Origin of the sequence: Vibrio iocasae (genome assembly GCF_042245395.1) — a bacterium.
Taxonomy (GTDB): Bacteria; Pseudomonadota; Gammaproteobacteria; order Enterobacterales; family Vibrionaceae; genus Vibrio; species Vibrio iocasae.
Genome location: NZ_CP145311.1, coordinates 442,770 through 457,970 on the forward strand (window position 1 = coordinate 442,770; position 15,201 = coordinate 457,970).

18 protein-coding genes and 1 other RNA gene are annotated in these 15,201 nt (G+C 42.9%); 10 read left to right on the forward strand and 9 right to left on the reverse strand.

Annotated elements, in window-relative coordinates; translation table 11 throughout:
• The first annotated feature begins 100 nt into the window (after positions 1 to 100).
• Positions 101 to 796 carry an oxidative stress defense protein gene (locus SNR28_RS11630; RefSeq protein WP_375752570.1) on the forward strand — a complete coding sequence of 232 codons (696 nt, stop codon included), beginning with the start codon at positions 101 to 103 and terminating at the stop codon, positions 794 to 796.
• Between the two features lie 65 nt (positions 797 to 861).
• Here SNR28_RS11630 and serA read toward each other — a convergent pair whose 3' ends face one another.
• The 5 genes from serA to zapA all read right to left on the reverse strand — a co-directional run bounded on the left by serA (position 862) and on the right by zapA (position 4,107).
• Complete coding sequence (gene serA, locus SNR28_RS11635; RefSeq protein ID WP_375752571.1) at positions 862 to 2,091, reverse strand: phosphoglycerate dehydrogenase; 1,230 nt, start codon at positions 2,089 to 2,091, stop codon at positions 862 to 864.
• A 184-nt stretch (positions 2,092 to 2,275) separates the two neighbouring features.
• On the reverse strand, positions 2,276 to 2,932 hold the full coding sequence (gene rpiA / locus SNR28_RS11640) for a ribose-5-phosphate isomerase RpiA (protein ID WP_375752572.1): 657 nt from the start codon (positions 2,930 to 2,932) through the stop codon (positions 2,276 to 2,278).
• Positions 2,933 to 2,984: 52 nt separating this feature from the next.
• Positions 2,985 to 3,578 carry a 5-formyltetrahydrofolate cyclo-ligase gene (locus tag SNR28_RS11645; protein ID WP_375752574.1) on the reverse strand — a complete coding sequence of 198 codons (594 nt, stop codon included), beginning with the start codon at positions 3,576 to 3,578 and terminating at the stop codon, positions 2,985 to 2,987.
• A gap of 31 nt (positions 3,579 to 3,609) precedes the next feature.
• Positions 3,610 to 3,793: non-coding RNA, 6S RNA (ssrS, locus tag SNR28_RS11650), on the reverse strand.
• A 2-nt stretch (positions 3,794 to 3,795) separates the two neighbouring features.
• Positions 3,796 to 4,107, reverse strand: coding sequence for a cell division protein ZapA (gene zapA / locus SNR28_RS11655; RefSeq protein WP_375752576.1), 312 nt, complete (start codon positions 4,105 to 4,107; stop codon positions 3,796 to 3,798).
• Between the two features lie 243 nt (positions 4,108 to 4,350).
• On the opposite strand from zapA, the gene SNR28_RS11660 reads away from it, so the two are divergent.
• Genes SNR28_RS11660 through SNR28_RS11670 form a run of 3 tightly spaced genes read left to right on the forward strand, consistent with a single transcriptional unit; the run spans position 4,351 to position 7,358 of the window.
• Entirely contained in the window at positions 4,351 to 4,923 is a 573-nt protein-coding gene (locus tag SNR28_RS11660) for a YecA family protein (RefSeq protein WP_375752577.1), read from the forward strand.
• A gap of 24 nt (positions 4,924 to 4,947) precedes the next feature.
• Entirely contained in the window at positions 4,948 to 6,126 is a 1,179-nt protein-coding gene (gene ubiH / locus SNR28_RS11665) for a 2-octaprenyl-6-methoxyphenyl hydroxylase (RefSeq protein WP_375752579.1), read from the forward strand.
• 2 nt (positions 6,127 to 6,128) lie between these two features.
• Positions 6,129 to 7,358, forward strand: a complete 1,230-nt coding sequence (locus SNR28_RS11670; RefSeq protein ID WP_375752580.1) for an FAD-dependent 2-octaprenylphenol hydroxylase — start codon at positions 6,129 to 6,131, stop codon at positions 7,356 to 7,358.
• Positions 7,359 to 7,459: 101 nt separating this feature from the next.
• On the opposite strand, the gene SNR28_RS11675 is transcribed toward SNR28_RS11670, so the two are convergent.
• From SNR28_RS11675 to ygfZ, 3 genes are all read right to left on the reverse strand, one after another.
• Positions 7,460 to 7,666: a DUF1107 domain-containing protein gene (locus SNR28_RS11675; RefSeq protein ID WP_375752582.1), complete on the reverse strand. Its 207-nt coding sequence runs from the start codon at positions 7,664 to 7,666 to the stop codon at positions 7,460 to 7,462.
• Positions 7,667 to 8,242: 576 nt separating this feature from the next.
• A complete protein-coding gene (locus tag SNR28_RS11680; protein ID WP_375752584.1) occupies positions 8,243 to 8,719 on the reverse strand; it encodes an aminoacyl-tRNA deacylase in 477 nt (158 codons plus the stop codon).
• The gene (ygfZ, locus tag SNR28_RS11685) at positions 8,719 to 9,687 is read right to left on the reverse strand and encodes a tRNA-modifying protein YgfZ (protein WP_375752585.1); all 969 of its coding nucleotides are present in this window, start codon (positions 9,685 to 9,687) and stop codon (positions 8,719 to 8,721) included. The genes SNR28_RS11680 and ygfZ overlap by 1 nt, the downstream gene beginning before the upstream one ends.
• 150 nt (positions 9,688 to 9,837) lie before the next feature.
• Between ygfZ and SNR28_RS11690 the strand changes: the two genes are divergently transcribed.
• Positions 9,838 to 10,098, forward strand: coding sequence for a succinate dehydrogenase assembly factor 2 (locus SNR28_RS11690; protein WP_375752587.1), 261 nt, complete (start codon positions 9,838 to 9,840; stop codon positions 10,096 to 10,098).
• Positions 10,070 to 10,492, forward strand: coding sequence for a protein YgfX (locus tag SNR28_RS11695; protein WP_375752589.1), 423 nt, complete (start codon positions 10,070 to 10,072; stop codon positions 10,490 to 10,492). Before SNR28_RS11690 ends, SNR28_RS11695 begins: the two co-directional genes overlap by 29 nt.
• Positions 10,493 to 10,502: 10 nt before the next feature.
• On the opposite strand, the gene nadB is transcribed toward SNR28_RS11695, so the two are convergent.
• Positions 10,503 to 12,116: an L-aspartate oxidase gene (gene nadB, locus SNR28_RS11700; RefSeq protein WP_375752590.1), complete on the reverse strand. Its 1,614-nt coding sequence runs from the start codon at positions 12,114 to 12,116 to the stop codon at positions 10,503 to 10,505.
• Between the two features lie 317 nt (positions 12,117 to 12,433).
• Between nadB and rpoE the strand changes: the two genes are divergently transcribed.
• From rpoE to SNR28_RS11720, 4 genes are read left to right on the forward strand one after another with little or no spacing between them, the layout of a single operon-like run.
• A complete protein-coding gene (rpoE, locus tag SNR28_RS11705) occupies positions 12,434 to 13,012 on the forward strand; it encodes an RNA polymerase sigma factor RpoE (RefSeq protein ID WP_375752592.1) in 579 nt (192 codons plus the stop codon).
• A 14-nt stretch (positions 13,013 to 13,026) separates the two neighbouring features.
• A complete protein-coding gene (locus SNR28_RS11710; RefSeq protein ID WP_375752594.1) occupies positions 13,027 to 13,635 on the forward strand; it encodes an RseA family anti-sigma factor in 609 nt (202 codons plus the stop codon).
• The gene (gene rseB, locus SNR28_RS11715) at positions 13,632 to 14,606 is read left to right on the forward strand and encodes a sigma-E factor regulatory protein RseB (protein WP_375752596.1); all 975 of its coding nucleotides are present in this window, start codon (positions 13,632 to 13,634) and stop codon (positions 14,604 to 14,606) included. The genes SNR28_RS11710 and rseB overlap by 4 nt, the downstream gene beginning before the upstream one ends.
• Positions 14,603 to 15,079 carry a SoxR reducing system RseC family protein gene (locus SNR28_RS11720; RefSeq protein ID WP_375752598.1) on the forward strand — a complete coding sequence of 159 codons (477 nt, stop codon included), beginning with the start codon at positions 14,603 to 14,605 and terminating at the stop codon, positions 15,077 to 15,079. The genes rseB and SNR28_RS11720 overlap by 4 nt, the downstream gene beginning before the upstream one ends.
• Positions 15,080 to 15,201: the final 122 nt, after the last annotated feature.

Below are 15,201 nucleotides of genomic sequence, written 5' to 3' on the forward strand. Positions count from 1 at the left end.
ATTGACTGAGTCAAAGTTTGGTCAAATGTATCGTATGAGTCATTCAAATTATGGGGCATGGAGATAAGATAGGTAGGCTAAATTAATAAGGTCTAAGAAAATGAACAAGTTAAAAATACTATTGGCCATCGCTTCTGTCGCATCTGCCCCTTTGATTGCTGCAACCCCAGATTTCGCACACATTGAAACAAGTGGTTATGGGGAAGTAGTGGCTAAACCTGATATCGCTGAGTTTAAGGTTCAAGTTGTTGAGTCTGCTTTAAATGCTGAGCAGGCTAAAAAAGCAGTAGATCGCGTTGTTGCCGCATTCAATAAAAGATTGATGGATTCGGGAGTTGGGCGAGACCGTATCAAATCCACGAACATCCATCTTGCACCGCAATACCATTACCCTAAGTCAGGGCGTTCAGAGCTTGTAGGTTATCGAGCATCAAGGCAGATAACCGTAACGATCGAAGATCTATCTAAGCTCAATGATTTTCTCGATAAAGCGCTTGGTGATGGCATTAACCGAATTGATAGTGTTCAGCTTAAAGTAAAAGATCGAGAGAAGTACCAAGATCAGGCTCGATTACTTGCAATTAAAGATGCAAACCACAAAGCCAAATCTTTAGCTGAAGGCTTTGGTGGCATATTAGGTGGGGTCTGGAAGGTGAGTTATCAGGCCAGAAACAACCAACCCGTTATGCGAGCTATGGCTATGGACTCAGCTTCGGGTACAAAAATAGGCTATCAGGACACGTCTATAACGATCAGCGATAGTGTCAATGTTATCTATCGTTTTGAGCAGAAATAAAAGCGGACGACATAAACGGATAAAGCCCTCTTTTGAGGGCTTTATGGTATATAGGCCGTTACTTGTTAGTGAAGTAGACGTGCACGGATAGTTCCGTCAATGCCTTTCAGCTTAGCAAGAGCCTCCTCAGAACGCTCAGCTTCGATATCCAGAACAACATAACCGATTTCAGCGTTAGTTTGCAGGTACTGACCCGCGATGTTAATGCCGTCTTCAGCGAAGATGGTGTTTATCTGATTCAGAACGCCAGGACGGTTCTCGTGAATGTGAAGAATACGAGATGTACCGCTGTGAACAGGAAGCGATACTTCCGGGAAGTTCACACTTGATAGTGTTGAGCCATTGTCAGAGTATTTAGCCAGTTTCCCAGCGACTTCAACACCGATGTTTTCCTGTGCCTCCTGAGTTGAACCACCAACATGAGGAGTCAGAATAACATTATCGAACTTCATCAATGGTGATTCGAACGGATCCGCATTTGTTTTTGGTTCCGTAGGGAATACGTCTACAGCAGCACCACCAAGGTGACCTGATTCCAGTGCTTCACAGAGTGCAGGAATATCAACAACTGTACCGCGAGCAGCGTTGATAAAGATAGCGCCTGGTTTCATGCGAGAGAACTCTTCAGTACCCATCATATTTTTTGTACCGTCTGTTTCTGGTACGTGCAGGGTAATCACATCACACTTGTTCAGTAGCTCACTCATCGTATGAACCTGAGTGGCATTACCCAAAGAAAGTTTGTTTTCGATATCGTAGAAGTAAACCTTCATACCCAGGTTTTCAGCAATGATACCTAGCTGGGTACCGATATGACCGTAACCGATAATACCTAGACGTTTACCACGAGCCTCGAATGAGCCATCAGCGCTCTTCTTCCAGATACCACGGTGTGCAAGAGCATTCTTTTCTGGGATGCCACGAAGTAGGAGCAGAATTTGACCAAGTACAAGTTCAGCAACGCTTCGTGTGTTGGAGAATGGTGCGTTAAACACTGGAATACCGCGTTTTGCTGCTGCAGGCAGATTAACCTGATTGGTACCAATACAGAAACACCCAACTGCAACCAACTTGTTTGCTGCCTGAATAACTTCTTCTGTCAGGTTAGTTCGGGAACGAATACCAATGAAGTGCACGTCTTTAACTGCCTCAAGAAGTTCTTCTTCTGGTAGGGAGCCTTTATGATATTCAATATTGGTGTAGCCAGCCGCTTCTAAAACTTCTACTGTAGAAGGGTGAAGTCCTTCTAAAAGCAGTATTTTAATCTTATCTTTTTCCAGTGATACTTTCGCCATCTCTTCTCATCCTTAAAATAAAAGGTAACCGACGCACGGAACTGAGTATTTATGCGTCAAATATGGATTAAACTTATCAAAAAAAAAGCGAGTTGGGTAAGAAATTTACGGAATAAGCAATAAAAAACGGCGCTTATATGCACCGTTTGTTATTAAATCACTAAAATATGAGTAGTTTGTGTTTTTACTCTTCGATTTTTGCACCTTCTGGAGTGCCTGTGATGACAACATCAGCACCACGATGGGCAAACAAACCAACCGTTACAACACCCGCGATGCTATTGATCTTATCTTCCATTTCTTTTGGATTGGTGATTTCAAGACCATAAACGTCAATGATGATGTTGCCGTTATCAGTAACTACACCTTCACGGTATGCAGGGTCACCGCCCAGTTTCACCATTTCACGGCCAACGTATGAGCGAGCCATTGGGATAACTTCTACTGGTAGCGGGAAATTGCCAAGAACATCAACTGCTTTAGTGCCATCTACGATACAAATAAACTTGTCAGAGATAGCAGCAACGATTTTTTCACGAGTAAGTGCAGCACCGCCACCTTTAATCATGTCTTTTTCAGGGTTGATTTCATCAGCGCCATCAACGTAAACATCCAGCTTATCAACTTCATTACAGTCGAAAACTTCTATGCCAAGGGCTTTCAGTTTTTCGGTCGAATCAACAGAACTCGATACTGCACCTTTGATTTCTTCCTTCATAGTTCCTAGTGCATCAATGAAGTGCTTCACTGTTGAACCAGTACCTACGCCTACAATGCTATCTTTCTCAACGTACTTTAGTGCAGCCCAGCCAGCTTCTTTCTTCATTTCATCTTGAGTCATGCCATTCTCCAGAGTCGGTTCCAAGGGGTAAATTCGGCTGGATTATAACGGTTTATTTATCTCTTTCCCATCGCCATGTTTTATTCGGAGTTATAATTGCGGGCAGAGGTATATCCCAGGGTTCTACTGGTACATGGTCAATTTGCTGGCAATTGTGTGCGATGCCTATAGGAGTAGGACCTTTTCCGGTTTTAAACCATTTCTCAAGAGTTCTGTCGTAATAGCCACCACCCATCCCCATTCGATTTCCTGTAGAGTCAAAAGCAACCAAAGGGGTGAAAACAATGTCTAGCTGAGAAACCGGTACGATCTGAGTTTGGTCCAGCACGGGCTCCTGGATATTAAACTTGTTTTCACACATTGGAGTATTGTGCGAATAGCGCAGAAATAAGAGGTGCCCCTTTGAGAAAGGGTGCAGAACAGGAAGTGTGACTTCTTTTCCTTGCTGCCAGAAATAGTCGATAATTGGACGAGTATCAATTTCACCATCGGCAGAGAGATAAATAGCGATTCGCTTCGCTGCGTCAATTTCAGGTAGAGATTGGAGTTTTTGCAGTGCTTCCTCTGCGGCCAGAGTTTGCTCTAGTGCGCTAAGGGATTGCCTTTTGCTTCGGATAGATTTGCGGATATCGGTTCTGCTTTCCATAAGAACCCCTTAATGAGAAGACTCATTGAATAGAAACCCCAGAGTGCCGTTGCGGATTTTGACCCTTGAACCAGCTGGTTCAAGGCGGATCAGCAATGGTAACCGTAGGCTTCTCGGTACATGCCGAGCTTGCTCAATAGCTACCAAGTACTAACCCTTAGGTATTGCTTATCGGCTCAGGGACGTAATCCTACTGACGAACACCCCAGGGTAATTTTTAATTCTTTGATTGTTCTTGCGTTACGTTACTTAAAGCACCTTCTAGAGACGCATTGAGCAGTTCCATTCGCTCTTTAACTTGTCTTTGGCTTTCTTCATCAGCTTTAAACTGATTAAGCTCATAGCATACATTTAATGCAGCAATAGTCAGCAACTTTTCAGTATTGGCTACATTTGTTTTTTCAGCCATCTCTTTCAAGCGATTATTAAGGTCTTTCGCTGCGTTCAGCAAAGATTGCTCCTGACCAGGAGGGCAATTTACCCGGGTTATTTTTCCGAGAATTTCAATTTCTACCGCTTGATGACCCATAGTGACTGAACTCTTAATATGTAACATAGATGGAATAATGCCACCGAAGGTGGAACTATAGGTAAAGCCTAAATAAGATTCAAGGGGATCTCCCGCAATTCTCTTTTTTTGACAGAACAATAACTCATTAAAGAAGCAAATCGAGTAAATGCTACACAAAAAGTAGATTAACCCAGCGTAAAGTTTTCGACATATAAAGGAAATGTTAGGATGGGGAATCATTCTTATTTTAAGTGAGTCATCATGAGCGAAATTACGCTTCCTGAATACCTTAGTGTGGAAACTGAACTGCAATCTTCCGACCTATCTGTGAGCCCAGCTGAACTGCATGGGCTACTTACCGGTATGCTAAGTGGAGGTTTGTCGTTGAATGACCAAAGCTGGCAACCCCTGATTTTTGATTACACCAATGATGGTATGGGGTGGGGAACTCGTGCATTGGCTGTAGCTGAAACTATTTTGAAGACGACAACGACGGAACTCACAGGAACTGGTATGGATATTTCCATTCTTCTTCCTGATGAAGAAAGTAACTTGCTTGATCTTGCTGATGCCTTATCTGAGTGGGTGAATCACTTTATTTCTGGTTTGGGGCTTATCAACGTATCACTTAAAGATATGCCAGAAGATGTTAAAGAAGCTCTGACGGATCTGGAAGAGATTGGCAAGCTGGGTATCGACGAAGATGATGACATGGAAGAGCAGGCGGATCTGCTCGAACAAGTTATTGAACATGTGAAAGCATGTGTGCTTACTATTCATGCCCAGTATGGTAAGAAACCAGATAGTGAAGAAGCACCTCAGACCGTTCATTAATAAAGAATAAACAGGGACGAACAGATGGCAGAGAAGCATTACGATATTGTAATTGCTGGTGGAGCGATGGCTGGTGCAACTCTCGCGCTGGCGCTCAATAAACTCAATAGCTCATTGTCTATTGCAATAATAGAACCTTTTCAGGTGGGCGATGATGAACATCCTGGGTTTGATTCCCGTTCTATCGCGCTTTCCTACGGTACTACTCAGATACTTGAAAAGTTTGAGCTATGGCGTTTGCTTAAACCTGACGCGACACCGATAAATACCATACATGTTTCTGATAAAGGACATGCTGGTATGACCGATATCAACCGCAAGGACTATGGGGTTGATGCATTAGGTTATGTGGTCGAGTTAGCGAATGTCGGGCATGTTTACAATCAACGTATTGAACAGGCGCCTAACATCGATTTCATCTGTCCTGATTCTGTTGTTGCTGTTGATTCTCAACAATCTAAAAACACAATTACACTCGAAAGTGGTGAGAGAATAGAGTGTTCTTTGCTGGTCGCCGCTGATGGAGCAATATCCAGATGTTGTGAGCTAATGAAAGTTGATAACTCACAACTGGATTTTGAACAAGTAGCAGTTATCGCGAATATTCAGGTTTCTCAGCTACATCAAGGCAGGGCTTTTGAGCGATTTACCTCCAGTGGCCCTTTAGCTCTTTTACCAATGACTCAAAACAGAATGTCATTGGTATGGTGCCTTACTCCAGAGAGAGCAGAACAGTTAAGCAGCGCTTCTGAAGCGGAATTTATTGCGGATTTGCAAACCGAGTTTGGCTGGCGATTGGGGGCAATCACACAGGTTGGTGAAAGAGCGAGCTACCCTTTGATTCTGCATAAGAAAGGTCAAATTACTTCCCATCGGTTTGCTACGGTGGGGAATGCAGCACAGGCCCTACATCCTATTGCAGGTCAAGGGTTTAATCTGGGTATAAGAGATGTCGCTTCGTTGGCTGAAGAGATTTCAGAAGCAACCGATCCGGGAAGTTTTTCAGCATTAAGTCAGTATCAAAAAAGAAGAGAGTCTGATAGACGTTCTACAATTAATCTAACAGCGGGGTTGGTTCATATTTTTTCCAATGAATGGTTTCCTATGGTTATCGGACGAAATTTATCACTAATGGCAATCGATAATGTTACCTCGCTAAAGAAACCTCTACTTAACAGAACCATGGGATTGGTTAGAAGATAGTTATGATGCAAAGTTTTGATATCACCATTATTGGTGGTGGGATGGTCGGGCTAACACTGGCGGCCGCTCTGGAAAATACGGATTTACGAATCTCTGTAATAGAAGGTATGAAGCCTTCCGAGGATTTAGACCTTCTGCCAGATGTCAGAGTGTCGGCTCTGAGTCGTGCCAGTGAGTTGATTCTTAGAAACGTTGGTGCATGGAAAGGCATCGAGCGACGACGCCTTTCTCCATACAACGCAATGGAGGTTTGGGAACAAGATAGCTTCGCGCGCATCGAATTTAACGCGAATAATCTGGGGCAGCCAAACCTGGGTCATATTGTTGAAAATCGTGTTATTCAGCTAGCTCTGTTGGAGCAAGTTTCCAGACAACAGAATGTCACAATGTTTATACCTGCCAAATGTCAGTCAATGGTGATGGGAGAGAGTGAGGCCTGGTTAACGCTTGATAATGGCCAGTCGATGACAACCAAGCTTGTTGTGGGAGCTGATGGGGCGAACTCCTGGGTGCGCCAGCAGTCGGATATACCCTTAACAAACTGGGATTATGGGCATACGGCAGTGGTTGCCAATATTAAGACGGAGAAACATCATGATGGTGTTGCACGTCAGTCCTTCTCACCAATGGGGCCACTGGCATTTTTGCCAATGTCTGAGCCTCATATGAGCTCTATTGTATGGTCTACAGATCCGAATCGTGCTGAACAATTAATCGCAATGCCGGATGATGAGTTTAACAAGCATCTGGCTGCAGAGTTTGATATGAAGCTGGGTCGTTGCAAGGTGATAGGGGAAAGACAAGCATTTCCTCTTAAAATGAGGTACGCAAGAGATTTTGCTCTCAATCGTGTGGCTCTTGTTGGAGATGCTGCACATACCATTCATCCGTTAGCTGGGCAGGGTGTCAACTTAGGTTTGTTGGATGCAGCTTCTCTCGCTCAGATTTTGTTTGGTTTATGGAAAGATGGCGAAGATATTGGGCTTCGATCTAACCTAAGAGACTATGAACGCTGGAGAAAAGCTGAAGCCGCGAAAATGATTGCTGCCATGCAAGGGTTTCGTGATTTATTCGATGGCGATAATCCAGCGAAAAAGCTATTTCGTGGTATTGGTATGAAGTTAGCTTCTCAATTGCCAGGAGCTAAGGATGAAATCATGAAAAGGGCGTTAGGTCTAAAGGGGGAGCTTCCCGAGCTCGCAAAAGTTACTAACCTCAGTCATGAACTGTAGCTAGACATAAAGTACCAGAATAACAAAAGGGTTGGATAACCAACCCTTTTTGTTCCTCAGAATTCAATTGTATTAAATGTGATTAATTATGCGAGATGAATTTATGCGTAGGAGCAGCGTAATCTCATAACTTCCTTATTTATTTCTTTAACCGCTTGAAAATGACGCTTTTCTGCTCTGTCCGGTAGGATAAGTTTTCCATTATCAAACTCAAACTTACCAATTCCGTAAATATAAATTCTCCCTTTAAAAAGCCGACTTACATGTTTCGCTATCATACCTGGTGAGTAGCGTTTAAACAGCCTCATACTTGAATCCTTGTTTCCTATACAGCGCGGTAAATTATAAATAATTGATCGCGTTATTTTTGTGACTCAAACCGACTAAAAGTCTTCTTTTGATTTTCAATAAAGATTTTTGTGCTACAAACAACACTATAGGTATTGCAATCTGTTTTCCTTGTGACGTTATACTCAAAAATCTAAATTGGATATTTATTCTTTGTTTCGAATACAACTTCTCATATAACTGAGATTAATCAATCAAAGGTACTATATAAGAGTAGACTAATTTTTGAGTTCTCACCGGAAAGTTTGTGTTGGTGAAATAAAAAACTGCCCGCCAAAAAAGCGGGCCAATAGTCACAGATGCATTACACAAAAGTGGATATGACTGAAGAAATCAGTGGATTCACTTTGTACTACCGATTGAAATATCTCTTAATTTAGAGAGAAAAACGGCTCAACCGAGTAGGTGTTCAATAGTACACATTAAATTTATATTTGAATAATTATTTATTTAAATTGATTATAAATTCATGAATTTCAATTAATAAGTGTGATCTGGATCTTGTTTTTGAGGTTTAAGTAACTTGAGGTGGGAGATTATCGAGTGATATCAGCAAAAATTGGCTTGCATAGTTTTATCAAGTCGGCTGTTTTCATTGCGACCCCAGCCATATTACTGCCACTGCTAATTGTGATGTTGTCTAGAGTTTGAAAGCGTCTATCGAAAAAGATGTTCATATTTGAGGAGAGCAACACCGGAGCTATGGTTCCAGGAGTATAGCCAGTAATTTCGGGTACCTCAGAAAGAGCCACGCAGGTCATTCTCCTGCATTTCAATATTGCTCTTACTTTCTTAGGGTCAGCTTGCTGATCTCCGGGTACACAGGCGAGGGTGTAGTTGTTGTCCATATCCCTTAGCAGAATAGACTTAACCATTTGGCGAGGAGATATGCCACGCTGGTTCGCAGCATCTTCTATGGTCACTGCAGGAGTTTTGTGATGCAGAAGTTCAAAAGGAACGTTCTGCATCTCCAAATATTCAGTAACTTTTGTTGTAGTGACTCTTTCTGTCATTACTCGCTGGTCTCGAGAGAGTATGGCATATCAGCAAAACTAAAGCTTGAGTCGGGGTCACTTGCAAGTCTGAACCTAGTCTCCATTTCAAGATTGTTAGGCAGGATCACTAGACCATATACTGTGTTGTCAGAAAACTGATAACTTGCCAGAAACTCCCCTGCCGAACGCCAATTTTGGCCTACGCTTCGTTCCAACTCATCTGAGTCTTTGAGTTCTATATGAGCACTGCCTTTGACTAAATACATTGCGCGTTTGTTTGTACCGCGATACTTAGCTCTGGCAACGGTTTCCTGACCTGTATAGCATCCCTTACTAAAACTTACACCTTCAAGTAAGTGCAGATTCAGAGCTTGTGGAATATGCGTATTTTGTTGGCTTTCGGTTACTCGTGGTAAAGCGGCTTTAATATCATAAAGATCCCACAAGCACTCATCAGAGGGTGTGCCTTCAAACTTATTGGTAATCGATTCTGCTTCTGCATCATTTAGCAGCAATATCCATTGCTGCTCGTTCACTTTTACAGCTGTACCACCATCAATCGATCTTACATCGCCTTTATCCGTGCTTCTCTTATCAATAAAGCTTTCAGCCAGAGTACCCGTTACACCTAAAATGACTTCTTCGGAAATATCGATGTCGACCTTTGAAAACACAGAGTATTTTTTTATCTCTGTTAAGGCTTTATCTATGCCAGATGCATGTTGAAACAGTGCATAGCTACCGTTGTGATTAAATAGTCGGAATGAACTCCAGACTTTACCTTTTGCATCACAATGCGCGCCTAACGTTGTCGCATCTTCAGCTAAGGTCACCACATCACAGGTAATTTGACCTTGTAGATACGACTTTTTGTCCTCTCCGGATACAGTGATCACTTTCCATGAACTGAGAAGTGAAAGGGCCAGCTCAGGCAGAGCATCATTTTCTTTTAGAGTCAGAGAAGTAAATTTATTTTGCCATGTCATCGTTTAGTTACTCTTAGCAAATGGGCGAGTAGATATGCGTTATGTTAATCGGCTTACAAAAATTTGTCAGCTATCAGATGTTTTCTTCATTCTAACAGGATTAAAAGGCTAATATAGAAACCGAAAATTTAAATCGTTAGAGGTAGTTTAATGTACACGCCAGAAGAAAAGGCAAGAATTAAGTGGGCATGTCGTAGAGGAATGCTGGAACTTGATGTGGTTATCATGCCGTTTTTCGAAGAGTGCTTTGAATCTTTAAGTGAAACGGAACAGCAGGACTTTGTCGCTCTTCTAGAATGTGATGATCCTGATTTGTTTACCTGGGTGATGCAGCATGGCAGAAGTGAGAACGAAGCTCTGGCAAACATGGTAGATAAAATCGTTGCCCACAACCTCAGTAAGGTCCGCTAGGCTTGTTCTAAAGCCGTCATTGATTGCTCAGATACTGGAATGGTTTATTACTCTGTTCCTTGTCTGGGCACTGCTTATCTCTCCAGTTCCAATTGTTGCATCTGTATACCTGATTTTTACTTATTGCCTGTTTATCGAAAAACTCCCCAAGACGCATTCATCGGGTGTACTCAAAGTCTCTCAAGATGGCACTTTCGAGTTAAACCAGCAGACTTATACATTTAAAGTTGCTGATATCACGTTTAAACCGTTACTTATTGTTATCTATAGTGACTCTGGTAAGAGAGTTAAAGTTTGGCGAGACTCATGCCCGGAGCCGGAATACAGGCATTTGCTGGTGGTATTGGATTTATTGCGGAAAAAGAAGAGGGGTGAACAAACATCACCCCTATGAATTTTATGTTTTACTGAAAATCTTTTGGACTTAGTACGGTTGGTTTAGGCGAATCCAACATATCAGGGTAATCGAGAGTATAGTGAAGACCGCGGCTCTCTTTACGTTGCATTGCACATCGAACCATAAGTTCTGCGACCTGAAGAAGATTACGCATTTCCAATAAGTTGTTTGATACGCGGAAGTTGCTGTAGTACTCATGAGTTTCTTGCTTCAGCAACTGAATTCTACGTAATGCTCGTTCTAGTCGCTTATCTGTTCTCACGATGCCCATGTAGTCCCACATAAACAGGCGAAGTTCATGCCAGTTGTGCTGTAGTACAACTTCTTCATCAGAGTTACAAACCTGGCTTTCATCCCATGCAGGTAGCTCAGGTGGCAGTTCACAAGTCTCAAGCCTCTTAAGAATATCTTTAGCTGCTGAACGGGCGTAGACCACGCATTCAAGAAGCGAGTTTGAAGCCATACGGTTTGCTCCGTGCAGACCGGTGTAACTCACTTCACCAATAGCATAAAGATTATCAAGATCGGCCTGACCTTTCTGGTTTACCATGACACCGCCACAGGTGTAATGTGCGGCAGGAACAATAGGAATTGGCTCTTTAGTCATGTCGATGCCAAGATCCTGAAGTCGCATGTGAATCGTAGGGAAGTGCTTTTCGATAAACTCAGCTGGCTTATGACTAATGTCCAGATACATACAATCCGCACCCAAACGCTTCATTTCAAAGTCGATAGCACGAGCAACAACATCACGTGGCGCGAGCTCTTCGCGTTTGTCGAAGTCTGGCATAAAACGGGTGCCATCAGGACGTTTCAGATATGCCCCTTCACCTCGAAGCGCTTCTGTCAGTAGGAAGTTTCTTGCTTCCGGGTGATACAGACACGTCGGGTGGAATTGGTTAAACTCCATGTTAGCGACACGACAACCTGCACGCCACGCCATTGCGATGCCATCACCTGAAGATACGTCTGGATTTGACGTATACTGGTAAACTTTTGATGCGCCACCTGTAGCTAGAACAACGAATTTTGCTCTTACTGCTTCTACATGTTCTTCGTTACGGTTCCAGATATAAGCACCGACGACTTTGTTTTTGTCACCACCAATTTTATCTTCAGTGATTAGGTCAAGCGCATTGTGGCGTTCGAAAATTGAGATATTCGGGTGATTGTGAACGTTGTCTTGCAAAGAGGTTTGCATTGCCATTCCAGTTGCATCAGCAGCATGCAGAATTCGACGATGGCTGTGACCACCTTCTCTTGTCAGGTGGTATTTCGGGTCTTCATCAGTGTCATCTTCGATGCGATCAAACGGAACCCCGCCATCGATAAGCCACTGAACACATCGCTTGCCATTTTTTGCAATAAACTCAACGGTATCTTCTTCGCAAAGTCCTGCACCTGCGATAAGTGTATCTTCAACATGGGATTCTATGCTGTCTGACTCATCAAACACGGCAGCAATACCACCCTGAGCATAGTATGTCGAACCTTCACTACGCGGCCCTTTACTGAGGACAATAACTTTGGCGTACTTAGCGATACGTAAAGCCAGCGACAGGCCCGCTGCGCCACTTCCCACAACCAACACATCGCACTGATGTTCCTGATTTCCGTTCATAAAACTTTTTAATTTCCCGAACTATAGTAGAGCGATTTGAGCTCTACGCTGATTATCAGCTACTCTCAAAAATGACACTTCCTGATAAATGAGTTGCATTTATCCCTATGCGCCCCCACTATGCTTGTGGAAGCCAAAAATGTCTTATCCATCACATTATCAAATTATTAGATAAAATGTTCAGAAAGTTTTGAACTTTCTATTTTTTACATAGTCACAATAGTGCTCATGTAAACAGTGGTGTCAACACTACATTTTGCATAATTAGTGCTCATATCTGAGAAGGTACGGGCGATAACATAGGAGTATGTGCTCGAATGAACGAGCAGTTGACCGATCAAGTATTAATTGAGCGAGTACAAAACGGGGATAAACAAGCATTTAACCTTCTGGTAATGAAGTACCAGAATAAAGTTTGTAATCTGATTTCGAGATACGTCAGTAATTCGGGAGATGTACAAGACGTTGCGCAGGAAGCTTTTATTAAAGCCTATCGTGCAATCCCTGGTTTCAGGGGCGAAAGTGCATTTTATACCTGGTTATACCGAATTGCCGTTAATACTGCTAAAAACCACCTTGTTGCGCAGGGCAGAAGACCGCCAGCGAATGATGTGGATGCTGAAGAAGCTGAATATTACGAAACAGGAAGTGCGCTAAAAGAAATTTCGAACCCTGAGAACTTAACGTTGTCCAACGAGTTGAAACGAGTAGTTTTCAGTGCAATTGAAGCACTTCCTGATGATTTGAAGACAGCAATGACTTTGCGCGAGCTAGACGGCTTGAGCTATGAAGAAATTGCTGAAGTGATGGATTGCCCGGTAGGGACAGTACGTTCGCGTATTTTCCGTGCCAGGGAAGCGGTTGAAAAGAAAATTCAGCCGTTAATCGAGAGATAACCTCAGAGACATATATGGTGAAAAACATGTCTGACAAAGAACTGCTTTCAGCTCTCATGGATGGAGAAACGGTCGATAAGGCCTTGATTGCTGAGCTTGAACAGAATCTGGAAAGCCAAGAAACCTGGCAAAATTATCACCTTATTGGTGATGTCATGAGAGGTGAAGCTCCAGAGACACCAAGCTGGAATATTGCTGGAAGTGTTGCGACAGCATTGGAAAATGAGCCAACCCATTCTACTGTTACCCCTTTTGTGGAAGAAGCTCAGCCAACACCGAAAGAAGCTAAGCGTTATCTGCCTTCTTGGTTAACTCAGGTGGGTCAGGTTGCAATGGCCGCTTGTGTATCGTTAGCTGTCATTGTTGGTGTTCAACAATACGGTGGTGGTGATGCGGAACAGCCTCAATCAGAGATCCCTGTACTGCAAACTATTCCAATGGCGGGTAGTGTAGAGCCTGTGAGTTTGACTCGTGAGTCAGTATCTCCAGCTAGTCAGCAAGTCAAAGAGGCGCAGTTGTTAGAACAGCGTCGTAGAGTTAATGCAATGCTGCAGGATTATGAATTGCAACTTCGTTTAGCAAATGATGCAGCAGAAGATGAAATACAACCGGTAGTTGAATGAAAAAATTTCTGATCAGTGCGCTGACACTGTTCAGTTTGATACAACCGCAAGCCTCAGCAGAGGAGATCTCAGCTGAGGCTTTGTTGCATCAAATGAACCAATCAGGTCAGCAACTCAATTATGAACTCTCTTACATCCTGATTAAGAAAAACAGTATAGAACCAATCTTATATCGTCATGCCAGTGTTGACGATCGTACATTCGCCCATCTGGTTTACTTAAGCGGTCCTGTCCGTGAGGTAATACGCCGAGGTGAAGAAATCAGTTATATCGAACCTGGTGTTGAACCTTTCTCTATCAAATCTGGCAACATGGTTGCTCCGATTGTTCCTCTTTTAGAAAACGATATTGATGTCCTGAGTGAGTATTATGACTTTGTTCTGATGGGCAGAGCTCGTGAAGCAGGTTCTGCTGCTCAGGTGATTCGAGTGGTGCCAAAAGATGGACAGAGATACTCATATGTTATGTGGGTAGATGAGAAGTCTAATCTGCCTTTAAGGGCGGATCTGGTAGATCGTGATGGAGAAGTTTTAGAGCAATATCGAGTTATTTCATACTCAGTAAATGACAGAATTGCCGAGATGATGAAAGGTCTGGAAAGCGCACGTTTGCCAGATGTTCTGAGCTTACCCAAACAAGAACCAACAACGTCTTTCTGGAAGGTTTCCTGGATTCCTGATGGTTTTAAACCTCACAACCTGAACCGCTATAAGATGCTGATGACGCAGAAAGTAGTTGAAAGTCAGATGTATAGTGATGGTCTGTTTAGCTTCTCTGTGTATGTATCGGAGCTAGATGATGCCTCTTTGAAAGGTCAGCTAGTAAGGCAAGGACGAAGAACGCTGCATAGCTTTGTTAAAGCCGATAAGGAAATTACTGTCGTTGGTGATATTCCACCTTCCACTGCAAAACAAATTGCACAATCTGTCGAGTTTAAAGCGACGGAAGCACCAGCCAGTAACTCGCAATGATTACCGCACTAGCAACTGTCGTCTCTGTTGAGACGACAGAAAAGGGCAATAAAATTGAGCTAAGTTGTGAGCAACAGACTAGCTGTAATCATTGCTCTTCTCAGAAAAGTTGCGGAACAGGCCTAATTTCAAAAGCGGTAGGCAAAAAATCTCACCGTTGGGAACTGACAACGGATAAAGACATTAAAGTTGGTCAAACTGTCGAAATTGGCTTGTCTGAACAAAACCTGATTCGATATGCTTCAATTGTTTATCTCCTGCCCATACTGGGTTTGATTCTTGGAGCGACATTAGCAGAATTATTTCTTGTGCCTATACTACAAGCAGGAGAGGGGCTTACTATCGCCCTTTCTATTGGATTTATGGGGTTGGGTATATTGTTAGCAAAGCATTTATCTAAACGCCTGCAAGCGCGTTCTACTAAGTCGGTATCGTTGATTCGAGTATTCGGTGAGGCTATAGAGATACAATAATCTCTATGGCTTTCAAAAATGAAGATAGCGACAAAGCGTGAAATTGGGTAGAATCGCGCAACTTGATCGAAATATCATCATTAGATGGGTATTTCTTCCATTCATTATTTAGCAAGAGTTAA